Source organism: Micromonospora sp. NPDC048887 (assembly GCF_040649715.1).
In the GTDB taxonomy this organism is placed as follows: Bacteria; Actinomycetota; Actinomycetes; order Mycobacteriales; family Micromonosporaceae; genus Micromonospora.
The window spans coordinates 301,495-326,376 of sequence record NZ_JBEZGA010000003.1; the positions used below are offsets into that span (position 1 = coordinate 301,495).

25 protein-coding genes are annotated in these 24,882 nt (G+C 71.0%); 22 read left to right on the top strand and 3 right to left on the bottom strand.

All coding sequences use genetic code 11. The features are described from left to right. Window positions 1-12 precede the first annotated feature (12 nt). Window positions 13-1,284, bottom strand: a complete 1,272-nt coding sequence (locus tag AB0C17_RS06930) for an ABC transporter substrate-binding protein (protein ID WP_357468167.1) — start codon at window positions 1,282-1,284, stop codon at window positions 13-15. A gap of 267 nt (window positions 1,285-1,551) precedes the next feature. On the opposite strand from AB0C17_RS06930, the gene AB0C17_RS06935 reads away from it, so the two are divergent. Beyond that, complete coding sequence (locus AB0C17_RS06935; protein ID WP_357386646.1) at window positions 1,552-2,565, top strand: LacI family DNA-binding transcriptional regulator; 1,014 nt, start codon at window positions 1,552-1,554, stop codon at window positions 2,563-2,565. A 149-nt stretch (window positions 2,566-2,714) separates the two neighbouring features. Here the strand turns inward: AB0C17_RS06935 and AB0C17_RS06940 are convergent, their stop codons facing one another. Further along, window positions 2,715-4,130, bottom strand: a complete 1,416-nt coding sequence (locus tag AB0C17_RS06940) for a PLP-dependent aminotransferase family protein (protein ID WP_357477131.1) — start codon at window positions 4,128-4,130, stop codon at window positions 2,715-2,717. Between the two features lie 1,007 nt (window positions 4,131-5,137). Here AB0C17_RS06940 and AB0C17_RS06945 point away from each other — a divergent pair. Genes AB0C17_RS06945 through AB0C17_RS06970 form a run of 6 tightly spaced genes read left to right on the top strand, consistent with a single transcriptional unit; the run spans window position 5,138 to window position 9,694 of the window. Next, window positions 5,138-5,440: an urease subunit gamma gene (locus tag AB0C17_RS06945; RefSeq protein WP_357477134.1), complete on the top strand. Its 303-nt coding sequence runs from the start codon at window positions 5,138-5,140 to the stop codon at window positions 5,438-5,440. Next, window positions 5,437-5,802 (top strand): urease subunit beta, encoded by a 366-nt coding sequence (locus AB0C17_RS06950; RefSeq protein ID WP_357477136.1) that lies wholly within the window; start codon window positions 5,437-5,439, stop codon window positions 5,800-5,802. The genes AB0C17_RS06945 and AB0C17_RS06950 overlap by 4 nt, the downstream gene beginning before the upstream one ends. After that, window positions 5,799-7,502, top strand: coding sequence for an urease subunit alpha (locus AB0C17_RS06955; protein ID WP_357386652.1), 1,704 nt, complete (start codon window positions 5,799-5,801; stop codon window positions 7,500-7,502). The genes AB0C17_RS06950 and AB0C17_RS06955 overlap by 4 nt, the downstream gene beginning before the upstream one ends. Beyond that, window positions 7,502-8,194 (top strand): urease accessory UreF family protein, encoded by a 693-nt coding sequence (locus AB0C17_RS06960; RefSeq protein WP_357477138.1) that lies wholly within the window; start codon window positions 7,502-7,504, stop codon window positions 8,192-8,194. The genes AB0C17_RS06955 and AB0C17_RS06960 overlap by 1 nt, the downstream gene beginning before the upstream one ends. After that, window positions 8,184-8,954, top strand: coding sequence for an urease accessory protein UreG (gene ureG / locus AB0C17_RS06965; protein ID WP_357386656.1), 771 nt, complete (start codon window positions 8,184-8,186; stop codon window positions 8,952-8,954). Before AB0C17_RS06960 ends, ureG begins: the two co-directional genes overlap by 11 nt. Further along, entirely contained in the window at window positions 8,954-9,694 is a 741-nt protein-coding gene (locus AB0C17_RS06970) for an urease accessory protein UreD (RefSeq protein WP_357386658.1), read from the top strand. The genes ureG and AB0C17_RS06970 overlap by 1 nt, the downstream gene beginning before the upstream one ends. Window positions 9,695-9,702: 8 nt before the next feature. Here the strand turns inward: AB0C17_RS06970 and AB0C17_RS06975 are convergent, their stop codons facing one another. After that, on the bottom strand, window positions 9,703-10,167 hold the full coding sequence (locus tag AB0C17_RS06975; RefSeq protein WP_357386660.1) for a MarR family transcriptional regulator: 465 nt from the start codon (window positions 10,165-10,167) through the stop codon (window positions 9,703-9,705). Window positions 10,168-10,263: 96 nt separating this feature from the next. On the opposite strand from AB0C17_RS06975, the gene AB0C17_RS06980 reads away from it, so the two are divergent. The 15 genes from AB0C17_RS06980 (at window position 10,264) to AB0C17_RS07050 (ending at window position 24,867) form a co-directional block, all read left to right on the top strand. Beyond that, window positions 10,264-11,346: a substrate-binding domain-containing protein gene (locus AB0C17_RS06980; protein WP_357386662.1), complete on the top strand. Its 1,083-nt coding sequence runs from the start codon at window positions 10,264-10,266 to the stop codon at window positions 11,344-11,346. A 404-nt stretch (window positions 11,347-11,750) separates the two neighbouring features. Beyond that, a complete protein-coding gene (gene urtA, locus AB0C17_RS06985; RefSeq protein WP_357386664.1) occupies window positions 11,751-12,995 on the top strand; it encodes an urea ABC transporter substrate-binding protein in 1,245 nt (414 codons plus the stop codon). Between the two features lie 77 nt (window positions 12,996-13,072). Next, complete coding sequence (gene urtB, locus AB0C17_RS06990) at window positions 13,073-13,960, top strand: urea ABC transporter permease subunit UrtB (RefSeq protein ID WP_357386666.1); 888 nt, start codon at window positions 13,073-13,075, stop codon at window positions 13,958-13,960. After that, window positions 13,957-15,087 (top strand): urea ABC transporter permease subunit UrtC, encoded by a 1,131-nt coding sequence (gene urtC / locus AB0C17_RS06995; protein WP_357386668.1) that lies wholly within the window; start codon window positions 13,957-13,959, stop codon window positions 15,085-15,087. The genes urtB and urtC overlap by 4 nt, the downstream gene beginning before the upstream one ends. Beyond that, on the top strand, window positions 15,084-15,860 hold the full coding sequence (gene urtD / locus AB0C17_RS07000; protein WP_357386670.1) for an urea ABC transporter ATP-binding protein UrtD: 777 nt from the start codon (window positions 15,084-15,086) through the stop codon (window positions 15,858-15,860). Before urtC ends, urtD begins: the two co-directional genes overlap by 4 nt. Then, window positions 15,860-16,552 (top strand): urea ABC transporter ATP-binding subunit UrtE, encoded by a 693-nt coding sequence (gene urtE / locus AB0C17_RS07005; RefSeq protein WP_357468146.1) that lies wholly within the window; start codon window positions 15,860-15,862, stop codon window positions 16,550-16,552. Before urtD ends, urtE begins: the two co-directional genes overlap by 1 nt. A gap of 182 nt (window positions 16,553-16,734) precedes the next feature. Beyond that, window positions 16,735-17,802: a lytic polysaccharide monooxygenase gene (locus AB0C17_RS07010; protein ID WP_357386674.1), complete on the top strand. Its 1,068-nt coding sequence runs from the start codon at window positions 16,735-16,737 to the stop codon at window positions 17,800-17,802. A gap of 91 nt (window positions 17,803-17,893) precedes the next feature. Beyond that, window positions 17,894-18,475, top strand: a complete 582-nt coding sequence (locus AB0C17_RS07015; protein WP_357386676.1) for a hypothetical protein — start codon at window positions 17,894-17,896, stop codon at window positions 18,473-18,475. Between the two features lie 111 nt (window positions 18,476-18,586). After that, window positions 18,587-18,886 (top strand): DUF2277 domain-containing protein, encoded by a 300-nt coding sequence (locus tag AB0C17_RS07020; RefSeq protein WP_357386678.1) that lies wholly within the window; start codon window positions 18,587-18,589, stop codon window positions 18,884-18,886. Between the two features lie 567 nt (window positions 18,887-19,453). Next, the gene (locus tag AB0C17_RS07025) at window positions 19,454-20,917 is read left to right on the top strand and encodes an AMP-binding protein (RefSeq protein ID WP_357386679.1); all 1,464 of its coding nucleotides are present in this window, start codon (window positions 19,454-19,456) and stop codon (window positions 20,915-20,917) included. Further along, window positions 20,914-21,174, top strand: a complete 261-nt coding sequence (locus AB0C17_RS07030) for a phosphopantetheine-binding protein (RefSeq protein WP_357386681.1) — start codon at window positions 20,914-20,916, stop codon at window positions 21,172-21,174. The genes AB0C17_RS07025 and AB0C17_RS07030 overlap by 4 nt, the downstream gene beginning before the upstream one ends. Window positions 21,175-21,194: 20 nt before the next feature. Further along, on the top strand, window positions 21,195-21,572 hold the full coding sequence (locus tag AB0C17_RS07035; protein WP_357386683.1) for an ectoine synthase: 378 nt from the start codon (window positions 21,195-21,197) through the stop codon (window positions 21,570-21,572). Window positions 21,573-21,580: 8 nt separating this feature from the next. Beyond that, complete coding sequence (locus AB0C17_RS07040) at window positions 21,581-22,762, top strand: acyl-CoA dehydrogenase family protein (RefSeq protein WP_357386685.1); 1,182 nt, start codon at window positions 21,581-21,583, stop codon at window positions 22,760-22,762. Then, window positions 22,759-23,472 carry a transglutaminase domain-containing protein gene (locus tag AB0C17_RS07045; RefSeq protein ID WP_357386687.1) on the top strand — a complete coding sequence of 238 codons (714 nt, stop codon included), beginning with the start codon at window positions 22,759-22,761 and terminating at the stop codon, window positions 23,470-23,472. The genes AB0C17_RS07040 and AB0C17_RS07045 overlap by 4 nt, the downstream gene beginning before the upstream one ends. 240 nt (window positions 23,473-23,712) lie before the next feature. Next, window positions 23,713-24,867, top strand: a complete 1,155-nt coding sequence (locus AB0C17_RS07050; protein ID WP_357386689.1) for an aminotransferase class I/II-fold pyridoxal phosphate-dependent enzyme — start codon at window positions 23,713-23,715, stop codon at window positions 24,865-24,867. Window positions 24,868-24,882: the final 15 nt, after the last annotated feature.

Here is a 24,882-nt window from a genome sequence, read left to right on the forward strand (position 1 = left end):
GCGCGGGTCGAGTTACTTGGCGAGGCGCTCGACGTCGCTGACCATCTGCTTCCAGGACTCGTCGGAGCTCTGCTTGCCCTGTTCGATGCGGACGAGGGCGTCGCGGATGGTGGTCTGCACGTCTCCGGCTCGCGGGCCCTGGTACTGGGGCTTGAGTTGCTTTGCCGCGGTGGTGAAGAGCTGGCCCACCGGTGCGTTGTTGAAGAAGGCGTCCTTGTACTGGGCAATGTCGGGCTTGTCGTACAGAGCCGGGATGGACGGCAGGTTGCCCCGCGCGGTGAACACCTTGGCCTGCTGTTCCGGGGCGGTCAGCCACGCCGCGAGCTTCTTGGCCTCCTCGACGTGCTTGCCCTGCTTGGGAACGGTGAGGTACGAGCCGCCCCAGTTGCCGCCGCCGCCCGGCACGCTCGCCACGTCCCACTTGCCGGCGGCGTGCTTCGCCTGGTCCTTGATCTTGGTCATCATCCAGGCCGGACACGCGATGGTGGCGAACTGGTCCTTCGCGAAGCCGTTGTTCCACTCCTGCGAGCTGCCGATCAGCTTGGCCGACAGGTTGCTCTGGATCGCCTTCACCGTCAGGTCCCAGGCCTTTCGGACATCGGGGCTGGTGCCCACGACGATGGCGTTGTCCTCGTTGTAGTACCCGACCGGGGCCTGGCCGATGATGGCGTTGAACAGTTGGCCTCCGCCATCGAAGAAGGCGCTGCCGGCCGGGGCCTTCGCCGCGTACCGCTTGCCGAACTCGATGTACTGGTCCCAGCCGCTGCCCCAGGCGGCCGACACCTGGTCGCGGTCGAACGGCATGCCGGCCTTCTCGAACAGGTCACGCCGATAGCAGATGGCCAGGCCGCCGACGTCGGTGCCGTACCCGATCTGCTTGCCGTCCTTGGCCAGCGACGCCGCCCACTTCCAGTCGAGGTACTCGGACTGGCGGTCCTTGCCCAGGTCCACGAAGAGGTTGCCCCGCTCGCGCATCTGCGCGATGAAGCCCGTGTCGACGCCCTCGATGTCGCCCGCGCCGGAGCCGGTGGCCAGGTGGGTGATCAGGTCGCGATGATGGTCGTTGTAGGCGGCCGTGCGCTCCTGGATCGTGATGTTCGGATGCGCCTTCTGGTACTCGGCGTACAGGTCCTGGTACCCGAAGTTGCCGAACAGGTTGACATTCAGGGTGATCTTTTCGTTGCCGCCGCCGGAGCCTCCCTCGGTGCCGGTGCCACACGCGGTCAGCAGTACTCCGGCGGCCAGGGTGGCCGCCGCCAGTCGCAACAGTCGGTTTGGGTGCATGTGAGGGAACCCTTTCGTGCGATGTAACCGGTTACCTGAAACCGGTTACATTGTCGGCGAAGCGATGGTGGTAGGGGTGGGTGGAATTGGATGAAGATCGGATGCCGGCCGGGTTGCGGGTGACCGCCGGTGAGCGCCTTTCCTGGGAAGTGTGAACGGGTTCGGCTAGGGGGTGTCAAGTTACAAAACGGTAACGGTCGATGCGTCTTGACCAGCGGACATCGCTGGCGCTACGGTCGTGAAACCGGTTACAGAGAAGGCACCACATTGACCACTATCAGGGAGTTGGCGCGCCGCTCCGGCGTGTCCGTCGCCACCGTGTCCCGCGTCTTCAACACCCCCGAGGTCGTCAGCCAGCACACCCGCCAGCGCATCCTCGACCTGGCCGCCGAGATCGGCTACCTGCCGAACGGGTCGGCCCGGACGCTCGCCACGAAGAAATCCAACATGGTGGGCCTGGTGTGGGACACCGACCATCGCCGCCCTGGATGGCGCCACCCATTCCTGCAGGAGATCCTCGTCGCGCTCAAGACGGCGCTCAGCGCGCACGGGCTGAACCTGCTCATGCTCGCCGGCCACGACGCGGCGGGGCCCGACGACGGGCAGCGATACGTGCGCGCCGTCCGCCAGCACAACCTCGACGGCGCCGTCATCATCGACAACGGCACCCGGGACCCAGCCGTGCTCGCCCTCGTCGAAGCCCAGGTGCCGTGCGTCGCTCTCGACCTGCGGGTCGACGGCCCGGCGTCGACCTACATCACCTCGGACAATGCCGGCGGCGCGGCGCTCGCCGTGCGCCACCTCGTCGAACGCGGCCACCGGCGCATCGCCACCATCACCGGCCCGCTGCGAACCTGGCCGGGAGCCGAACGGCTCGTCGGCTTCCGGGCCGCGCTGGCCGGGGCCGGCCTGCCGCTCGCCGACAGCCACGTCATCGAGGGAGACTTCTATCTCGACGGCGGTCACGCCGCGATGAACCGGCTGCTCGCCCTCGACGACCGCCCCACCGCAGTGTTCGTCGCCGGTGACGAGATGGCTGTCGGCGCGATGCGGGCGGCCCAGGCGGCCGGCCTACGGATCCCCGACGACATCGCGATTGTCGGTTTCGACGACATCGAGGTGGCCGCGCTGATCCCGCCCGGGCTCAGCACCGTCGCCCAGAACAAGCCCGGCTTCGGCACGGCCGCCGCCGAGGCGCTGGTCGCCATGCTGCACGGCGGCGACGACCCGCCCAAGCCGACCGTGTTGCCGACGACGCTTGTCGTCCGCGGCTCCACCTGACCCGAACCGCGCGACGTCGGCGCCGTCCCGCTCTGGATCGTGCTGCTGCTCGCGGTCGCTGTTGCCGGAGCCGCTGTCACCGACCCGCAACCGGGCCTGCCTCGGCGTCACACCTGTGCCTGTGCCTGGGCGAGGTCGCGGCCGGCGGTCTAGCCGGCGGCCAAACAGTGATGTAGTCGGGCCATCCCTTCGTCGATGCGGTGCGCGTCGATCATGCCGTACCCGAAGATCACTCCCGGCGGATCGGGTGCCGCGGCGGCGATTTCCGGAAAGCTCGCCACGACGACGCCGGCAGTCCGGGCCCGGACGAGCGCATCGGCGGCGGTGGCTCCCCGCACCATCGCGCTCAGGTGCAGGCCGGCCGCCGACGGCACGACCCTGAGGTACGCCGACAGCGGGCCGGCGAGCGCAGCCGCGATGCGTTCGTGACGCTGCCGGTACACCCGGCGGACCCGCCGCAGGTGCCGCGTGAACATGCCCTGCTCGAGGAAATCCGCCATGGCAGCCTGCAGGGGCAGGTTGGTGTGCCAGTCGGTGACGAATTTGGCGGCGTGCAGGGCGTGGCGTAGCGACGGCGGATGGATCAGGAAACCCAGTCGCAGCGTGGGCAGCAGAACCTTGGAGAACGATCCGACGTAGAGGACCCGGCCGCTGCGGTCGAGGCTGTGCAATGGTTCCAGCTGCTGTCTGGTGTAGCGGAACTGGCTGTCGTAGTCGTCCTCGACGATGGCCGCGTCATGCCGCCGGGCCCACGCGAGCAGCTCGACGCGCCGCCGCAGCGACAGCGCCACGCCGGTCGGGTACTGGTGGGACGGCGTCACATAGACGAGCCGAGCGTTCGCGGGCAGCGCGTCGACGATCAGGCCCTCCTCGTCGACCGGGACGCCGGTGACCCGGACGCCCTGGGCTTCCCACACGAGTTTCGCAGGTTCATAGCCGGGATTCTCGATCGCCGCCGTGGCGCCAGGTTCGAGCAGCACCCGCCCGACCAGGTCGAGCGCCTGCTGCACGCCGCAGGTCATCAGCACATCCCGCGGATTAGCCCTGATGCTCCGGGCCGTGCCCAGATGACGGGCGATGAGGGTACGCAGTCGGAAGTGGCCGGCCGGCTCGACAGGCATCCCGGTGCCGACGGCCGTCGGCCGGAACTGGTTGCCCAGGAGCCGGCGCCAGGCCGCGTACGGGAACAACCGCGTATCGGGCGCACCGACCCGGAAGTCGAACTCCGGTGCGTCGCCGAAATCGGGCGGCACCGGGATCGACGGCCACACGGCGAGCGGCGTGAGAGGTCCGGACGGCAGCATGGGCGCGGTCGGCTCTGCGAGGGGCAGGGCGTTGACGAACGTTCCGGAGCCCGGCCGCCCGGTCAGATAGCCCTCGGCCACCAGCCGCTCATAGGCGGTCGTCACGGTGTTGCGCGAAACCTGGAGCTGCTCGGCCAGATCCCGGCTGGAGGGCAGCGCCTCGTCCGGGCGAAGCCGCCCGTCCAGGACAGCATCGCGTAGCTGCCGGTAGATCTGCCCCGCCAGGATCCCGTTCCGGTCCAGCCGCACGGCCACATCCACGTTCCGAGATCCTAAGTGGCACCGTCAAGGTGCCGGCGAATTGGCTCTGGGCGACGACCACCGCGGCTTCTACGGTGATGACGAGGGCAGGGAAGCAGAATGCGATCGGCATTCCGCCGGACTGTGACCGTCCTGGATCGCAGGACGATTGAGCGCACAGTCCACCGTGAACATCTGTGCCCGGTCGGTAAGAAAAACCACCGGAAGGAAGAACCATGGTGCGATCCGTAAGACGTATGACCGTGATCTGCGTGGCGCTGGCGGCAATGGCGACCGCCCTGGCAGCTCCAGCTCAGGCGGACCAACGTGGCGTTGGTGCGGAGGCCGCAACTACCGAGCCGGCGACCCGGACCAGCAGCATTACCACGATCAGCAGCGATATGGCGCTGCTCTCGACGAGCTGCCGTACCTTGAGGGATTTGAACCCCTGGACGTACCTCAGCGCGAGTTGCACGCGTAGCTCGTTGTACCCCTCCGCGGCCTACAGCGTCTGGCTGACATGCTGGGACGTGAGCGCTGGGGTGTCGTACACCGCGTTCGGGCGGGTTTACACCGCACCGTGGACGTCGTACGGACCCACGTCGACGGCACAATGCGACTCTGGCGACTATGCGACCAGCGGCTTTGTTCACACGTCCTGACGCCGAAAGCGCGGGCTGAGCAGCCGGCGGCCGGGACGGTTCGGGAGCCGCTCGGGGGGCTTCCGAACCGTCCCACGTTCAAGCCGTAGGTGCGGCAGCTGACGGCGCGAACGTGCCAGAACCTGTTGCCCCCGCCGGTGACGATCCTCTACGGTCTGCTCAAGCGGTGGGCGGTGCGGTCCGCATCCGACCGACACCGCCGGGTGCTCGTCGCGCGGGCCGGGACGGTGGAGTCCCGGGCCACCCCGTCGGCGGCGTCGCGGCGGTCGTGTGACTCCCAGCTCGTACTCCGGGTGGTGCTGCCCGGTGTGGCTCCGCGCGGAGCCGACGGCGAGCGGGCCACGCCGATCCCCACCGGAGAATCCCGTGTTCCTCACCCCGCACGAGCAGGACCGCCTGCTCGTCCACGTCGCGGCCGACGTCGCTCGCCGCCGCCGCGAGCGCGGCCTGCGACTCAACTATCCCGAGGCCGTCGCGATCATCGTCGCCTTCCTGCTGGAAGGGGCCCGCGACGGACGGTCGGTGGTCGACCTCATGTCCGCCGGCCGGACGGTGCTCGGCCGCGAGGACGTCCAGGACGGCATCCCCGAGATGCTGAGGGAGGTGCAGGTGGAGGCGACGTTCCCGGACGGTACCAAGCTCGTGACGGTGCACCACCCGATCCCGTGATCCCGGGGGAGATCCTGCCGGCGGCCGGCCCGGTCGAGATCAACGTGGGTCGGCCGGTGACCACAGTGGTCGTGGTAAACACCGCCGACCGTCCGGTGCAGGTCGGCTCGCACTACCACTTCGCCGAGGCCAACCCGGCCCTGATGTTCGACCGGAACGTCGCCTGGGGTCAGCGTCTCGCCGTTGCGGCGGGTACCTCCGTCCGGTTCGAGCCGGGCGTGAGCCGCACCGTCGAGCTGGTCCCGCTCGGCGGCGCACGCGTCGTGCCCGGTCTCCGCGGCGAGTGCGCCGGACCGCTGGACGAGGCGCCACCGACCGCCCCGGGAACGGAAGCGCCGACGACCGACGGGCCGGCGCGGTGAGCGCCGTACGGCGGGACCGCTACATCGACCTGTACGGGCCGACCACCGGCGACCGCATCCGGCTGGCCGACACGAGCCTCCTGATCGAGGTGGAGACCGACCACTGCGTGGGCGGCGACGAGGCGGTCTTCGGCGGCGGGAAGGTGATCCGCGAGTCGATGGGCCAGTCGCGGGCCACCCGCGCGGCGGGCGCCCTCGACACCGTCGTCACCGGCGCGGTGGTGCTCGACCACTGGGGCGTGGTCAAGGCCGACGTGGGTCTGCGCGACGGGCGGATCGTGGCGCTGGGCCGGGCCGGCAACCCGGACACCATGCCCGGCGTCCACCCCGAGCTGGTCATCGGCCCGGCCACCGAGGTCATCGCCGGCAACGGCCGGATCCTCACGGCGGGCGCCGTCGACACCCACGTGCACTTCATCTGCCCGGAGATCGTCACCGAGGCGCTGGCCAGCGGCGTCACCACACTCGTCGGCGGCGGCACCGGCCCCGCCGAGGGCACCCGGGCGACGACTGTCACCCCGAACGCCTGGCACCTGGCCCGCATGCACGAGGCGCTGGACACGCTGCCGGTAAACGTGCTGCTGCTCGGCAAGGGCAACACCGTCTCTCCGGAGGCGCTGTGGGAGCAGTTGCGCGCCGGCGCGGGCGGTTTCAAGCTGCACGAGGACTGGGGCACCACACCGGCGGCGATCGACGCCTGCCTGCGGGTGGCGGACGCCTCCGGGGTGCAGGTGTCCATCCACACCGACACCCTCAACGAGGCCGGCTTCGTGGCCGACACGCTGCGGGCGATCGCCGGCCGGGCCATCCACTCGTACCACACCGAGGGCGCGGGAGGCGGGCACGCGCCGGACATCATCACGGTGGCCGGCGAGCCCAACGTGCTGCCGTCGTCGACCAACCCGACCCGGCCGTACACCGCCAACACCCTCGCCGAGCACCTGGACATGCTGATGGTCTGCCACCATCTCAACCCGTCCGTGCCGGAGGACCTGGCCTTCGCGGAGAGCCGCATCCGGCCGTCCACGATGGCCGCCGAGGACCTGCTGCACGACCTCGGCGCGATCTCCATCATCGGCTCCGACGCCCAGGCGATGGGCCGCGTGGGCGAGGTGATCCTGCGAACCTGGCAGAGCGCGCACGTCATGAAGGAGCGGGTCGGCGCGCTGCCGGGCGACGGCGCGGCCGACAACCACCGGGCCCGCCGGTACGTGGCGAAGTACACCATCTGCGCGGCGATGGCGAACGGACTGGACCGGGAGATCGGCTCGGTCGAGCCGGGCAAGCTGGCCGACCTGGTGCTGTGGGATCCGGCGTTCTTCGGCGTACGCCCGCACCTGGTGCTCAAGGGCGGCATGATCGCGTACGCCCAGATGGGTGACGCCAACGCGTCCATCCCGACGCCGCAGCCGGTGCTGCCGCGCCCGATGTTCGGGGCGTACGGCGCCGCGGCGTCTGCCACCAGCCTGGCGTTCGTCGCGCCGGCCGCCCTCGACGCCGGGTTGCGCCTCGACGTGCGGCGGCGGGTGGTGCCCGTGGCGGACGTGCGCTCGCGGGGCAAGGCCGACCTGCCGGAGAACGACGCGATGCCCCGGATCGAGGTGGACCCGGACACCTTCACCGTGCGGATCGACGGTCAGGTGGTGGAGCCGGAACCGGTGCCACGCCTGCCGATGGCCCAGCGGTACTTCCTGTTCTGATGGCGACGTCGAGTCTGCTCCTGCTGCTGGCCGACGGTCGATTCCCGGCCGGCGCGCACGCCCACTCCGGTGGCCTGGAGGCCGCCGTCGCCGCCGGCCGGGTCACCGACCTGGCCACGTTGGAGGCGTTCCTGGCCGGCCGGCTGGCCACCGCCGGGCTGGTCGGCGCGGCGTTCGCGGCGGCGGCGCACCGGGCGGTGACGTCGGCCGGTTCCGCCGTACGCGGTTCCGCGCTGGTGTTGCTCGACGCGGAGCTGGACGCCCGGACGGCGGCACCGGCGCTGCGCACCGTGTCCCGTCGCCAGGGACGGGCTCTGCTGCGCGCGGGCCGGGCCGTCTGGCCGGAGGCGTCCTTCGACGACCTGCCCTCCACACCTGGCGGAGCGCACCAGCCGTTGGTGCTCGGGCTGCTCTGCGCCGCCGCCGGCCTGAGCCGCGCCGAGACCGCCACTGTCGCCGTGCACGGGACGGTGACCGGTGCGGCCAGTGCGGCCGTACGCCTGCTCGGCCTCGACCCGTACCGGGTCCAGTCCCTGCTGGTCGGTCTCGCCGGCCTGTGCGACGGCACCGCCGCCGCGGCGGCCCGGGCCGCCGACGACCCGCCCGAGCGGCTGCCCGCGGCAGCCGCGCCCCTCGCCGACATCCATGCCGAAGCTCATGCCACCTGGGAGGTGCGTCTCTTTGCGTCCTGACACCGCTGTGCCGACCGCTGCGCCCACTGCCGGCCAGCATCCTGCCCCGCACGACGAGACCGTTCCGCACACCCACCCCGAACCGGGGGTGGACCCGCATCCGCCGCTGGCGCGAGCCGGCCGGGCGCTGCGCGTCGGCATCGGCGGGCCGGTCGGATCCGGCAAGACCGCCCTGGTGGCGGCCCTGTGCCGGGCGTTCGCCGGCGAGCTGCGACTCGGCGTGGTCACAAACGACATCTACACGACCGAGGACGCCGACTTCCTCAAGCGGGCCGGCGTGCTGGACCCGGCCCGGATCCGCGCCGTGGAGACCGGTTGCTGCCCGCACACCGCCATCCGGGACGACATCGGGGCCAACCTCGACGCCGTGGACGAGCTGGCCGAGGCGGTCGGCCCGCTGGACCTGGTGCTGGTCGAGAGCGGCGGGGACAACCTGACCGCCACGTTCAGCCGGGGCCTGGTGGACCGGCAGATATTCGTGGTCGACGTGGCCGGCGGGGACAAGGTGCCACGCAAGGGCGGACCGGGGGTGACGTCCGCCGACCTGCTCGTGATCAACAAGACCGACCTGGCCCCGATGGTGGGCGCGGACCTGGCCGTCATGGACCGGGACGCGCGGGCCCGGCGCGGCGACCTGCCGACCGTGTTCCTGTCGATCGTCGGCGACCCGACGGCGGGGCGGGTCGCCGACTGGGTCCGCCACGAACTCGCCCACCACGCGGCAGTGCACCCGACCGCCGCGCGGGTCGGCCCGGCCTGATGCGCGCGTACGCCCGGCTGGTGGCCCGGGCCGACGGCCGGGGCGGCACGGTCCTCGCCGAGCTGCGCGGTGAGACGCCGCTGCTGCTGCGGCAGACGCCCGGCGGCGGTCGTGGCGTGACCGTGTACGTCGTCGGCGGTGCGGCCGGCCCGCTCGCCGGCGACGACCTGCGGCTGGAGATCGACGTGGGACCGGGGGCGGCAGTACGGCTGCACACCGTCGCCGCCTCGGTCGCCCTGCCCGGCCGGCCCGGCGTCGTGTCGCGGATGGCGGTCCGCGCCGTGGTGCGCGACGGCGGCGTACTGCACTGGCTGCCCGAGCAACTGGTCGCGGCCGCCGGCTGCGCCCACCTCGCCGAGTCCCAGGTGGAGCTGGCCGCGGGGGCGAGGCTGACCTGGCGCGACGAGGTGATCTGCGGCCGGTACGGCGAGGCGCCGGGCGGCGCGGTCGTCCACACCCGGGTCGACTACGACGGCCGGCCGCTGCTGCGTCAGTCGCTCGCAGTGGGACCGGGCGCGCCCGGCTGGGCCGGCCCCGCGGTGCTCGGCGGCGCGTCGGCCACCGGGTCGCTGCTGGTGGTGGACCCGTCGCTGCCCCACGATCCCGCGACGGTCGAGGGCACCGTCGCCCGGCTGCCCCTGGCGGGTGGCCCGGCAACACTGTGGACCGCCACCGCTGCCGACGCGCACACGCTGCGCGCCCACCTCGAAGGTAAGCCGCTGCTCACCGAGGTGGAGTGAGGCGGGGGTCAACGGCGAAGGCCGGCCGCCTCGGCGTCGTCGCGGCGACCGGCCGGGTCGAGCCGGGCGATCAGGTCGGTGAGGTGGTCGAGCAGGGCGGTGTCGGCCGGTACGCCCGCCTCGGCGAGGCTGGCCCGGACCCGCTCGTCGAGGCGGGCGTGCTCGCGGCGGCCCCGGGCGGTCAGGTAGGCCCGGATACGCCGGCGGTCCAGCGGGTCGATCCGCCGGAACACCAGGTTACGGTCGACGAGCTGGTCGACCAGCTTGGTGAGGGTCCCCGGCGGCAACGACGCCTCGGCGGACACCTCGCTCATCGGATGGCCCTGACCGTCGGCCAGCAGGCAGAGCACCCGCCACGCCTCGGCGGTCAGGTCGTCGTCGGCCAGAACGGCGGCCAGCCGGCGGGAGAGCAGCCGTTCGGCACGGGTGAGCGAGCGCAGCAGATCGGCTGGCGCCCCGGGCACGTCTGACATGGGACTCCCTGGGCCGGTGGCCCTGCCATGGTAGCGACTCGTCCCGGTCCGTGGAGAGCTATGGTTTTCCCACGTCGGCCGGGCAATCATGGGCTCATGTCCGCGCCGGCACCGCCGTGGCTCACCGTCGATCGGGCCGTGGTCAGCATCGCGCTGGTCTACCCGATGCGCGGGCCGGCGGGGATGTTCGGCCCGACCTGCGAACTCTGCGCCCAGCTCGCGGTCGAGGAGATAAACGCCGCCGGCGGGGTGCTGGGCCGCGAGGTGCGGCTGGTGCCGGTCGACGGTGGGGCCCCGCCGGCCGAGGTGGCCGCCCAGGTGGAGGCGCTGGTGTCGGTGGGCGCCGTGCAGGGCGTGACCGGTTGGCACATCTCCTCGGTGCGGCAGGCGCTCGCGCCCCGGGTCGCGCACCGCGTGCCGTACGTCTACACCGCACTGTACGAGGGCGGTGAGCGTACCGAGGGGGTCTATCTGACCAGCGAGACGCCGGACGCCCAGCTGTGGCCCGCGATGCGGCTGCTCGCGGGGGAGCAGGGCGTGCGCCGCTGGTTCGTGGTCGGCAACGACTACGTGTGGCCCCGGCGTACCGCGCGGGCGGCCCAGCGGTACGCGCTGCGCGGCGGTGGCCGCGTGGTGGGGCAGGCGTTCCTGCCGTTGGAGACGCACGACTTCGACGACGTGTTGCGCCGGATCGAGCGCAGCGCGGCCGACGCCGTGGTGATGCTGCTCGTCGGCGCGGACGCGGTGCGGTTCAACAGGGCGTTCGCGCGTGCCGCGATGGACCAGCGCTGCCTGCGGCTCAGTACCCTGATGGACGAGAACATGCTGCTGGCCAGCGGGGCGGGCGCGACGCGGCGGCTCTACAGCACGGCGGGTTTCTTCGCCGGCCTCGTGACGCAGGAGAACCTCGACTTCCACGGCGAGTTCGCCCGCCGGTTCGGGGTGGAGGCGCCGCCGCTGGGCAGCCTGGGGGAGTCCTGCTACGAGGGCGTGATGCTGCTCGCCGCCCTGATCGGGCAGGCCCGCACCCTCGACGTACGGGCGATCGAGACGGCTGCCGACACGGTGGCGTACCACGGGCCGCGAGGTCGGCTGGAGCTGCGTCGACGGCACGTGCGCCAGCGGATCTACCTCGCCGAGGCCGACGGTCTCGACTTCACAGTGCTCGCCCAGATCTGACCGTCAGGTATCGACCCTTGACACGTCCACCCGGCCCGGCCCTAAGATGCTTCCTGCGTGAAGTATCTACCTCCGGGGCGGATACCGCGAATGCCTGTCCACCGTCGGCGGAATCTGTCCGCCGGCCATTGTGGTGGCGCAATTCTTCGGCGAAATAATCACGGCTGACACCGTTTCCCGTGGGGCGGTGTCAGCCGTTCTCGCACGCGTTCTCTCCGGGTGCCCGGGAAACAGTCAATTAAGGACTGGGAAACCTCCGCGCAATCATGCCGGTCAACGCTTTGCGTGCCCGTATCCGATGCGATGACCACAGGCGACGTCCACCCGTCGACCTCGGCATCGCCAACTCCACCGGACCGCACCGACCGTCCTTTCGCTACTTGAGTGCACCGCAGGGAGACTAGATGCCACTTCTTCGGGGCCGCCGCATCCTGGCGGGTGCCATGACCCTCGTCGCCGCGGCGGCCATGACCGCGTGCGGCAGCAAGACCAGTGACGCGGGCGGCGCGGCCGGCGTCACCGCCGACGTCTCCGGCGACACCGTCAAGGTGGGCCTGCTCAACTCGCTCTCCGGCACCATGGCGATCAGCGAGGTCACCGTCCGCGACTCCATCATGCTCGCCGTCGAGGAGATCAACGCGGCCGGCGGCGTGCTCGGCAAGAAGATCCAGCCGGTCGGGGAGGACGGCGCCTCGGACTGGCCCACCTTCGCGGAGAAGGCCGAGAAGCTCATCTCCGAGGACCGGGTCGCAGCCGTTTTCGGCTGCTGGACGTCGGCCAGCCGCAAGGCGGTCAAGCCGGTGTTCGAGAAGAACAAGGCGCTGCTGTTCTACCCGGTGCAGTACGAGGGGCTGGAACAGTCGCCCTACATCTTCTACACGGGCGCGACGACCAACCAGCAGATCGTTCCCGGGCTCGACTATCTCAAGGCTCAGGGAACGAAATCGGTCTACCTGGTCGGCAGCGACTACGTCTTCCCGCGAACGGCGAACAAAATCATCAAGGCGTACGCGGCGGCGAACGGCATGACGGTGGTCGGCGAGGATTACGCGCCGCTCGGGTCCACCGAATTCGGCACGATCGTCAACAAGGTCAAGTCATCCGGCGCGAAGGCGGTCTTCAACACCCTGAACGGCGACAGCAACGTGGCGTTCTTCAAGGAGTACAAGTCGGCCGGGCTGACCGCCGCCGCGATGCCTGTGGTGTCGGTGTCCATCGCCGAGGAGGAGGTCAAGAGCATCGGCACCCAGTACCTGGAGGGTCAGCTGACCGCCTGGAACTACTACCAGACCACGCCCGGCACGGCGAACGGCAAGTTCGTGGCCGCGTACAAGGCGAAGTACGGCGCGGACAAGCCGACGAGCGACCCGATGGAGGCCGCCTACGTCAGCGTCTACCTGTGGAAGGCGATGGTCGAGAAGGCCGGCGCGTTCGACGTCGAGAAGGTCCGCGGCGCCTCCGACGGAATCACCTTCGACGCGCCGGAGGGCCTGGTCACCGTCGACGGCAAGACCCAGCACATCGCCAAGACCGCCCGCATCGGCAAGGTCGGCGCGGACGGCCTGATCAGCGAGGTGTGGAACTCCGGCAAGCCGATCGCGCCGGACCCGTACCTCAAGACCTATCCGTGGGCGAGCGGCCTGAGCTGACGACGCCGGCCCCGGGCGGGCACCGCGACGCCGCGCCCCGCCCGGGTCCCTCGACCAGCAGTACGGGAGTACCCACCGTGACAGTCCTCTTCGGTCAACTCTTCACCGGCATCAGCATCGGCGCGGTGCTGCTGCTCATCGCGCTCGGGCTGGCGCTGACCTTCGGCCAGATGAACGTCATCAACATGGCGCACGGCGAGTTCATCATGGCCGGCGCCTACACCACGTACGTGCTGCAACAGAGCATCACCGGCGCCGGCCTGTCGCTGCTGGTCGCGCTGCCGGTGGCGTTCGCGGTCGCCGGCACGATGGGGGTGCTGCTGGAGATCCTGCTGATCCGCCGGCTCTACGCCCGTCCGCTGGACACCCTGCTGGTCACCTGGGGCGTGTCCCTGATGCTGCAACAGCTCGCCCGGGACATCTTCGGCAGTCCGAACGTGCAGACCCGCGCGCCGGACCTGCTCACCGGCAACGTGGCGGTGCCCGGCGGGCTGACGGTCGCCAACAACCGGCTGTTCATCCTGGCCCTGGCCCTGGCCGCGGTCGCCGCCCTCACCCTGGCGCTGCGGCTCACCCCGCTCGGGCGTCGGATCCGCGCGGTGGTGCAGAACCGCGACCTCGCCGCGGTGTCCGGCGTCCCCACCGCCCGGGTCGACCGGACGACCTTCTTCCTCGGCTCGGGCCTGGCCGGGCTCGCCGGGGTGGCGCTCACCCTTCTCGGCCCGATCGGCCCGACCATGGGCACCAACCTGATCATCGACGCCTTCCTGGTCGTCGTGGTCGGCGGGATCGGTCAGCTGAAGGGCAGCGTGATCGTCGCCTTCGCCCTCGGGGTCCTCCAGGCCACCGGGGAGTACCTCACGACCCTCAGCGTCGCCAAGGTGATCGTCTTCGTGGCGATCGTCGCGTTCCTCCAGTGGCGGCCACAGGGCCTGTTCACCCTGCGGACCAGGAGCCTCGCATGACCGCCGTGACACCCGCGCCGCCGAGCACCGCCGGCGCACCGGCCCCGGCCGGCATCGCGCCTCCGAGCCGGCCGGGTGGCCGGTCCCGGCTGCGTGCGGCGGCGGGGTTCGCGTTCGGCGCGGCGCTGCTGTTCGCCGTCGCGCCGCTGGCGCTGTCGGACTTCCGGCTGGCCCTGCTCGCCAAGTACCTCTGCGTCGCCATGGTGGCCGTCGGCATCGGCATCGCCTGGGGGCGCGGCGGCATGCTCACCCTCGGCCAGGGCGTCTTCTTCGGCCTGGGCGGCTACGCGATGGCCATGCACCTCAAGCTCGCCGACGCGGGTCCCGGTGGGATGCCCGACTTCATGCAGCTGTACGGGCAGCTCGACGAACTGCCAGTCTGGTGGCGGCCGTTCGCCAGCCCGTGGTTCGCGCTGCCGGCCACGGTTCTGCTGCCGATGGCAGTCGCCTTCGGGCTCGGCTCACTGGTGTTCCGCCGCCGGGTGCGGGGCGCGTACTTCGCGATCCTCAGCCAGGCTCTCGCCGCCGCCATGGTGATCCTGCTGATCGGCCAGCAGGGGACCACTGGTGGCACCAACGGGCTCACCGACATCCAGGGCTTCTTCGGCTACGACCTGGACGACCCGGTCAACCAGCGGATGGTCTACTTCATCATCGCCGGCGTCCTGCTCGCGCTGCTCGCGCTGGCCCGCCAGCTCATCCACAGCCGCTACGGGGAACTGCTCGTGGCGGTACGTGACAGCGAGGAGCGGGTCCGTTTCCTCGGCTACGACCCGGCGTCGGTCAAGCTCGTCGCGTACGTGGTGGCGGCGGGTATGGCGGGCCTCGCCGGGGCACTGTTCGTGCCGGCGGTGGGCATCATCTCGCCCGCCCTCATCGGCATCGTCCCGTCGATCGAGTTCGTCATCGGTGTGGCGGTGGGCGGCCGGGCCACGCTGCTCGGGCCGGTGCTCGGCGCGGTGGCGGTCGCCTGGGCGCGTACCGCCCTGTCCGAACGTTTCCCGGGCACCTGGACGTACCTGCAGGGTCTGCTCTTCGTGGTGGTGGTGGCGTTCCTTCCCGGCGGCCTGGCGTCGCTGTGGGCGCTGGCCCGCCGCCGCGCCGAGCGGGCGGAGGCGCACCGATGAGCGACGACCGGCTGGACGGGCTGTCCGTCCGTGACGTGCGGGTCAGCTTCGACGGCTTCACCGCCGTCGAGGGCGTCTCGCTGGAGGTTCCCGCCGGTGACATCCGGTTCCTGATCGGGCCGAACGGCGCCGGCAAGACCACAGTGGTCGACGCGATCACCGGTCTGGTGCGGGCCACCGGCTCGGTGCGCTTCGGCGACCAGGAGCTGCTGGGTCGCCCGGTGCACCGGATCAGCCGGCTCGGCATCGGCCGGACGTTCCAGACGTCGACGATCTTCGAGGAGCTGTCGGTCGTGCAGAACCTCGACATCGCTGCGGGCGCCCGCCGCGGCTGGGCCACCCTGGCCCGGCGTCGGCGGGGGATCCCCGACGAGGTGGCGGCCGCGCTGGAGACCATCGGGTTGACCGGCCGCGCCGACCAGCTCGCCGGCACGCTCGCGCACGGCCAGAAACAGTGGTTGGAGATCGGCATGCTGCTGGTGCAGGACGCGCGGCTGCTGTTGCTCGACGAGCCGGTCGCCGGGATGAGCCACGAGGAGCGCGACGCCACGGGCGCCCTGCTGGAGACGGTGAGCCGGGATCGCACGGTGGTGGTGATCGAGCACGACATGGACTTCCTGCGTCGCTTCGCGCGCAGCGTCACAGTGCTGCACGCGGGGAGGGTGCTCAGCGAGGGCACTGTGGCGCAGGTCCAGGCGGACCCGCGCGTGCAGGAGGTCTACCTCGGCCACCCGGTCGATGCCGGGTCGGTCCCCAGCGGTCTGGAGGCATGATGCTGACCCTGCGTGGGGTGCACGCCGGATACGGGCGTTCCCGGGTGCTGCACGGCGTGGACCTCGCCGTCCCGCCCGACGGGGTGGCCGCGGTGCTCGGGCACAACGGCGCCGGCAAGAGCACCCTGTTGCGGGTCGCGGCAGGCCTGCTGCGCCCGACCGCCGGCACCGTCGAGCTGGACGGCGAGGACGTCACCCGTCTCGCGCCGCACGAGCGGGTGGCGCGCGGCATGGCGTACGTCCCGCAGGGCCAGCAGTGCTTCCCGCACCTGACGGCGGCGGAGAACCTGCGCCTCGTCGCCGACGGCCGGCGCGACGGCGCGGAGGCGACAGCGGAGGTGCTGGACCTGTTCCCGGCGCTGCGTCCGCTGCTGCGGCGGCGCGCCGGGCTGCTCTCCGGTGGTCAGCGTCAGCAACTCGCCATCGCCCGCGCGTTGATCACCCGGCCGCGGCTGCTCATGCTCGACGAGCCGACCGAGGGCATCCAGCCGTCGGTGGTCGCCGAGATCCAGGAGCGGATCGTCGAGCTGACCCGGCAGTCCGGCTTCAGCGCGCTGCTCGTCGAGCAGCACCTCGGGTTCGCGCTGCGGGTGGCGAACCGCTACCACGTCCTCGAATCCGGCCGGGTCACCTCGCACGGCGACGGGGGAGTGACGGCGGAGCGGGAGGTGCGCGCGGCCCTCGCGGTCTGACCGATACGTCGGTATCGATTTACATTGACGGCTGTCTTTACTAAGATCGTGGCTGGGAGTCGCCAAGCGCTGCTGGGCAGCAGTGCCGTCCACCTGGTGGGCGGCTTGAATCGATCGGCGTCCTTCTCCGGGGTGGGCACCCAGCGAGGGCCACTGGGCGTCGGCGCATCCACTGGAGCATCATGAGAATCTCACGGACAGCACGCCGTCTGGGACTGGCCGCGGTCGCAGTTCTCGTCGCCTCGTTCACGATGGTCGTGGTCAACCAGGCCGGTCCGGCCTCGGCGCACGGATCGGTCACCAACCCGCCGTCACGCAACTACGGATGTTACGAGCGCTGGGGTGCCGACCACCTCAACCCCACGATGGCGCAGACCGACCCGATGTGCTGGCAGGCGTGGCAGGCCAACCCGAACACGATGTGGAACTGGAACGGCCTGTACCGCGAGAACGTCGGCGGTAATCACCAGGCCGCGGTGCCGGACGGGCAGCTGTGCAGCGGTGGTCGCACCCAGAACGGCCTGTACGCCTCGCTCGACGCGGTCGGCGCGTGGACCGCGAAGCCGATGCCGAACAACTTCACGCTGACGCTGACCGACGGTGCCAAGCACGGTGCCGACTACATGTTGATCTACATCACCAAGCAGGGTTTCGACCCGACCACTCAGCCCCTCACCTGGAACAGCCTCGAACTGGTGCTGCGCACCGGCAGCTACCCGACCACCGGGCTCTACGAGGCGCAGGTGAACGCGGGCAACCGCACCGGGCGGCACGTCGTCTACACCATCTGGCAGGCGTCCCACCTCGACCAGCCGTACTACCTCTGCAGTGACGTGATCTTCGGTGGCGGCGGCAACCCGCCGCCGACGACCCCGCCGCCCACCACGCCGCCGCCCACCACCCCGCCGCCGACGACTCCGCCGCCCACGACCCCGCCGCCGGCCGGGAACGGTGCCTGCACCGCCACCTTCCGCAAGACGAACGAGTGGTCCGGTGGATTCGGCGCCGAAGTCACCGTCCGGGCCGGCAACGCCGCCATCTCCGGATGGACGGTGGCGTGGACGTGGCCCAACGGCCAGAGCATCACCAACTCCTGGAACGCGACGGTCACGTCGAGCGGCTCGTCGGTCTCCGCGTCGAACGTCGCCTACAACGGCTCCCTGAGCGCCAACGCCACCACCAGCTTCGGCTTCAACGCCTCCTGGAACGGCACCAACTCCACACCCAACCTCACCTGCACCGCTCGGTAACAGCGTCTGCGGTGGGGTGGCGCGTGCCGCACCACCCCACCGCCGGCGCCCTCCGCCACCATCAGGAACCGCGACGAGGTGAGGAACGAGCATGATTTCCCGGGTGAGCGTCAGCGGCTGGTACCGAAGCCGCTTCGTGTGGATCGAGGTGTGCCTGCTGGCCGCGTCGCTCGGCGCGGCCGCCGTGGTCACCTCGACCACCCCGAAGACGGACCCGGCAGTTCTCCGCCAGGAGATCCTGACCCGGATGCGTACGACCCTCGAACAGGCGGACCCGGCACAGCACCAGCACGCCGGGCACACCCCACAGGTGCCAACCGGAGAGCAGGCCGTGCCGGCGGTCGTCTGCGGAGTCCATGTCTACGGCCACGAGCCCACCGGGGCCGCCACGTTGGCCGACGTCCAGACGGTCTACGGCTTCCACCTCTGCGGCGTCGCCGAACAGAAGCGCCATTGGGACGGGGCGGTCAAACTCGTCGGCCCGGTGATCATGGACATGACCACCCGGCCTCCCGGCATCAAGGTGGTCGAGGCGACCGCCGGCGTCAGGTTCGTCGACCGGCTACGGGAGATGTTCCCCGACAAGTACGAGGAACTGGCACTCAGGGAGGCGTTACCCGAATCGGAGATGGCTGACCTGCGGCGCCGGTACGACGCCGCCGCCGGCCTCTGACCACGCCGACCGGCCGGCTGGGGCGGCACGCGGCGGCCAACGCGCGACGTACGCGCTCGGTGAGCGGAGCGAAGCCTGCCGATTGTCGCCCCGGCCTGGCATGGTGGAGGCATGTGCCGGAACATTCGCGTGCTTCACAACTTCGAACCACCCGCGACCGACGACGAGATCGAAGCCGCTGCCCTTCAGTATGTTCGCAAGGTCAGCGGCGCGACTCGGCCGTCGGCGGCAAACGAGGAGGCGTTCGCCGAGGCGGTCCGCGTCGTGGCGGAGGCCACCCGGACCCTTCTCGACAGCCTCGTGACGAAGGCGCCGCCCCGCGACCGGGAGATCGAGGCCGCCAAGGCGAAGGCGCGCGCGGCCGAGCGCTACGGGCGTCGAGAGGATGATGGTCCCGCCCTGGCCGGATGACCGCCTTCGTGGTGCGGCACGGGGCCGAGCCGATGATGTCCGCGCAGCGCGACCGACGTGCTGCTTCGTGGTCGCGTGTCCGTCGTCGCTGCCGCGCGGTCTCGTCGTGGCCTCGCGGGCTTCGTGACCGATGAGGAATATCTGACCCGGCCGGGTACCTACCGTGGCGTCGCGCCGTCCGCCCGGCGAGTGGGGAGCCGGCGACGAGCGGCGGGGCGGCTCCTCGGTGTCTGTCCTGGGTCGGCGTTCGCGGCCGTTCGTGCACGCGCATCGCGGTCCGCGCCGTCGTACCCCGCGCCGTCGTGCCCCGCGCCGTCGTGCCCCGCGTAGCGCGGGTGACTCCGTGCCGCCCCGGCCCGGTCAGCCGACCCGGCGCCGTGTCCCCGGGCACGGATCCCATCGATGTCAAGAAATACCAGCATGTCGCGCCGATGTCGGGCGGCTCGTCGGCGCACCCGCGGCCCTGCGCATTTTGGAAGATGCACATCTGCCCGGCGGACTCGAAGATCGGTGCGTCGGGTCGGTCGGGGGGAGATTGCCGGTCGGCACATGCGAGAGGGGGAAGCGGTGTCGAACGGTTCCATCGCGTCCCGCATCCACGAGCAGGCTGAGCGGACGCCCACGGCGACGGCGTTGCGCTGGCGGGACCGGCTGGTCAGCTACGCCGAGTTGGTCGAGCTGGCCGCGAAGGCGTCCGCCCATCTGGCCGGCGTGCCGACGGGCGAGGCTCCGGTGGCGGTGCGCGCCACCAAGTCGCCGGAGTCGGTGGCGGCGGTGCTGGCCTGTCTCGCCGCCGGGCAGCCGGTGCTGCTGCTCTCCAGCGACCTGGGTGCGCAGGTCTTCGACGCGCTCGTCGAGCGGGCGGGGTGCGCCGCGGTCCTCGCGGTCGACGACGGGGGCCTGCGGGTCCGGCCGGTCCCGGTCGCCCGGACGGCGCCCGCGCTCCCGCCGGGCACCTGTCTGCTGCTGACGACCTCCGGATCCACCGGGCTGCCCAAGATCGTCCCGCTGCCGGCCGCCGGCGTGGGCCGGTTCGTCGACTGGGCCGCCGGCCAGTTCGGCGTCACCGCGGGCACCCGGGTGCTCAACTACGCGCCACTCAACTTCGACCTCTGCCTGCTGGACGTGTGGGCCACCCTGTGCCACGGCGGCGAGGTGGTGCTGGTCGACCCGGCCCGGGCGGCCCAGCCTCGCTACCTGCTGGAGTTGTTCGCGCAGGCCGGGCCGGCTGTCGTCCAGGCGGTGCCGATGTTGTTCCGGCTGCTCACCGAGGCGGGCGACGGCAGTGCCTTCCCAGAGGTCCGGCACGTCCTGCTGACCGGCGACCACACCCCACGCCGGGTCCGTGCCGCGCTGCCGGCCGTGTTCCCCCGGGCGACCTTCCACAACGTGTACGGGTGCACCGAGACCAACGACAGCTTCCTGCACACTTTCGGCCCCGAACAGGCCGCGACGGACGACGTGCTGCCCCTGGGCCGGCCCATCCCCGGGGTGGAGGTCGCACTGCTCGACCAGGGGCAGGTGCTGACCGGCCCCGGCACGGGCGAGCTCGTGGTGGCCACGCCCTTCCAGGCCGACGCCTACCTCGGTGACGAGGCCCCGGGGGACCGGTTCTTCCGCCGGGTCACCGACCGGGGCGAGCGCACCTGGTACCGCACCGGGGATCTGGTCCACCGGGGCGCCGACGGCCGGCTCACCCTGGCCGGTCGCAACGACTTCCAGGTCAAGGTCCGCGGCGTACGGGTCAACCTCGAGGAGATCGAGCGGGTCATCCAGACCCACGACCAGGTCGTCGAGGCGGTCGTCGTCGCGTTGCCCGACCCGGCGGCCGGCACCCGGCTGTACGCCGTGGTCCGTACCGGAGGCGACGGCCCGAGTGGCCTCGCCCTGCGCACGTACTGCGCCGCCCGGCTCACCCGGGTGGCGATCCCCGAGATTTTCCGCCTGGTCACCGAACCGCTGCCGGTGGGACCCACCGGCAAGGTCGACCGCCGTCGGGTCTGTGACCACCTGATGAGGGAGCTGATATGAGCCTCGCCGACGAGATAACCCGGTACGTGGTGTCGGAGTACCTTCCGGGCACCGCTCCCGAGGAACTCGATTCCAGCTACGACCTGCTCGACACCGGTGTGGTGGACAGCCTGCGGCTGCTCCAGCTCATCGCCTGGCTCGGCGAGCACTACCGGATCCCCATGGACGACCTGGACATCTCGCCGGACAACTTCCGGTCGGTCGACGCCATGGCCGCCTTGGTCACCACCGCCCGAACCCACGCCGCCATCGGCTGACCGGACGAGGACTGAAACTGATGATCGTTCGCACGAGGGAAGAGATCGAGCCCGTGGAGTGGGGCAACGGTCTCAGCTACCGGTACCTGCTCACGACCGACAAGATGGGCTTCACTGTGTGCCACACGGTCGTACGCGCAGGGACCAAGTCGCGGCTGGAGTACCGCCGCCATCTCGAGGCATGCTTGTGCGTCGGCGGTCAGGGCTCGGTGGTGACCGCGGACGGCTCCCAGACCTGGGAGCTGCGGCCCGGGGTGCTCTACGCGTTGAACGAGCACGACGCCCACTTCCTGATCGCCGCGCCCGACACCGATCTCGAGCTGATCAGCATCTTCAACCCGCCGCTCGTCGGCACGGAGCGACACAACCTGGACTCCGTCGAATTCTCGCAGTACTGAGGCCGGGCATGCGCTGGAATGACGAACAGCGGGCTTTGCGCGACGCGGCCGAGCAGGTCGGACGGCAGGTCGGCGCGGACCATCTGGAGCGGGACGCCAGCGGCGAGTTCTCCTGGGACGGGTGGAAGCGCCTCCGCGCGACCGGGTTGTTCGGACTGCCCTTTCCCGAGGCGTACGGCGGCCTCGGCCGTGACCTGCCGACCACGATGTACGTCCTGGAAGGGCTCGGTTACGTCTGCCGCGACGCCGGGCTGACCTTCTCCGCCTGCACCCACCTGGTCAGCACCGGAGTCCCGTTGCAGCGCTTCGGCTCTCCGGCGCTGCGGGAGCGGTACCTGCCGGAGATCGCCGCCGGCACGATGATCGGCGCGCACGCGATCACCGAGCCGGCCGGCGGCTCCGACGTGACCAACATGGCCACCACCGCGACCGCGCAGGACGACCACTTCGTGCTGCGCGGCAGCAAGGCGTTCGTCAGCAACGGCCCGATCGCCGACCTGGTGGTCGTCTACGCCCGTACCGGCCGCCCCGGTAACCCGACAGCGGTCACCGCGTTCCTGGTCCGGCGGGACTCGCCCGGACTGAGCGTCGGCGGGCCGATCGGCAAGATGGGGCTGCGCACGTCCCCGCTGTCGGAGGTGTTCCTCGACGACGTGCGGGTGCCGCGCGACCATGTCGTCGGATCGGTCGGCGCGGGCCTGCTGGTGCTCGACGCGGTGATGCGGTGGGAGATCCTGTGCGGTTTCGCCGGGGTGCTGGGCGAGATGCAGCACCGCCTGGAGCGGTGCGTCGAGTACGCCCGCACCCGCGTCCAGTTCGGGGCCGCGATCGGTTCCTACCAGTCGGTGTCGAACCGGATCGTCGACATGCGCATCGACCTGGAGACCTCCCGCAAGTGGCTCTACGACACCGCCGAGCGGATGGCCGCCGGGGAGAACGTCGCCACCGATGTGGCGATCGCCAAGCTGGTCGTCAGTGAGAGCAACGTCCGGTCCGCACTCGCCGCCGTGCAGGTATTCGGCGGATACGGCTACACCACCGAGTACGGGCTGGAAAAGGACCTGCGCAACGCGGTGTCCGGAACCATCTACTCCGGTACCTCGGAGATCCAACGTCAGCGGGTGGCGGCCCTGATGGGGCTGGGTCGGACCGCCCCGGCGGCCGGCTCGACAGGGGGGCGCACGACATGAGTGACATCGACCCGGCACTGGTACGGGCCACCGAGTTCCTGGACTACGACTCGCCCGTGGTGCGCGGCTTCGTCCGAGATGCCCTCGGCGACGACGCGGGCGGCTCGGACGTCGACAAGGCGGTCCGGTTGTACTACGCCGTGCGGGACGGCATCCGCTACGAGGTGTACGGCGCGGACCTCTCCCGCCGTGGGCTCACCGCCAGCGGGGTGATCGAGCGCGGCTTCGGTTTCTGCGTACACAAGTCGATCCTGTACGCGGCGGCGCTGCGCGCGGTCGGCGTGCCGAGCCGGATCGTCTACGGCGACGTCCGCAACCACCTGGCCTCGCCCCGGCTGCGGGAACTCGTCGGCGGCGACATCTTCCGCTTCCACAGCCTGACCTCGGTCCACCTGAACGGCACCTGGGTCAAGGCGACTCCGGTGTTCAACAAGATGCTCTGCAAGCTCTACCAGATCAGGCCGCTGGACTTCGACGGGCTGTCCGACAGCCTGTACCACCCCTTCGACGAGCAGGGCCGGCAGCACATGGAGTTCCTGCTCATGCGGGGGGAGTTCGACGACGTCCCCTACGACCTCGTGGTGGAGGGCATCCGTTCGGCCCATCCGCTGCTGTTCGCCAGCTCGCACACGACGGCCGCGGGCTCGCTGGTGGCCGAGGCGACGGCGCCGGACGGCTCCCGTGCCGGGGGTGACCAGGTCCCCGCCTGAGTTCCGGTCCGGTCGGCGGATCCGCGCGGCGTTCGCGCGGATCCGCCGTTCGGCGTGCCGTCGCGCCGCTTCGTCGCGTGGTGGCCGGGGCCGGCAACGTGAGAGAAGACAACGGAAGGCCGGCCTGGCGATCATGGAAGCAGCGCCGGCCGCTGCGACGCCCGCCACGAGCCGTGCGGTCAGCTGAACCGTTCACCCTCGCTGCCGGCAGCGTCAGCTACCGGAGTTCGGAGACCAACCATGGCGAAGATCGGCAAGAGGATGCGCGGCATGCAGCAGTCCTCGATCAGGGCGATGACCGCGCGGTGCCAGGAACTCGATGCCATCAACCTCGCGCAAGGGCTGTGCCAGGTGCCGCCGCCGCCGTCGTTGCTGGTCGAGAGCGCCCGCGATTTCGGGAAGGTGGACCACTCGTACAGTCCCGCCGAGGGCCTGGGCGTCTTCCGGGACGCGGTCGCCGACCGCCTCAAGCGGCACAGCGGGCTCAGCGTGGACCCGTCCACCGAGGTCGTGACCACGATCGGCGCGACGGGCGGTCTGCTGGCGACGCTCACGGCGCTGCTGGACGCCGGTGACGGCGTGCTCGTCTTCGAGCCCTTCTACAGCTACCACCTGTCAGCGCTGAAGGTGCTGAACCTGCGCCCCGAACCGGTGCGGCTCGCCGCGCCGACGTTCGAGATCACCGAGGAGGGCCTGCGGGCCGCCATCACCGAACACACCCGCGCGATGATCGTCTGCACGCCGAACAACCCGAGCGGGCGACGGTTCACCGAGGCGGAGCTGATGATCGTCTCGGCCGTCGCCGAGGAACACGACCTGCTCGTCATCAGCGACGAGGTGTACGCGGACATCTACTTCGGTTCCGACCCGCACCTCGCCCCGGCGACCGTCGGCGGCCTCGGCGAGCGGACGCTGACGATTTCCTCGCTGTCGAAGTCGTTCAGCATCCCCGGCTGGCGGCTGGGCTACGTCTGCGGCCCGGCCCCCCTGATGAGTACGGTGCGGCTCGCCGCCGACGCGCTGGTGGGATGCGCGGCCACCCCGTTGCAGGAGTTCGGCGCGCGGGCGCTGCGGATGGGTGACGACTACTACCGCGACCTGCGTGCCACGTACGACGGCAAGCGCCGTGCCCTGGCGGCCGGCTTCACGGCCGCCGGGCTGTCGCCCAACGAGCCCGAGGGTGCCTACTACCTGCTGGTCGACTGTTCCGCCATGGGAGTGGCGAGCGGGACGGAGGCAGCCGAGGTCCTGCTGGAGAGGACCCGCATCGGCACGGTGCCCGGCGAGGCGTTCTACCTCAACCCGCCGGAGCGGCCGTACGTGCGGGTGTCCTTCTCCCTCTCGAACGACGTGATCACCGAGGTCGTCACGAGACTGGCGAACGGGGTGCTGTGACAGGGCCGGGCCGGC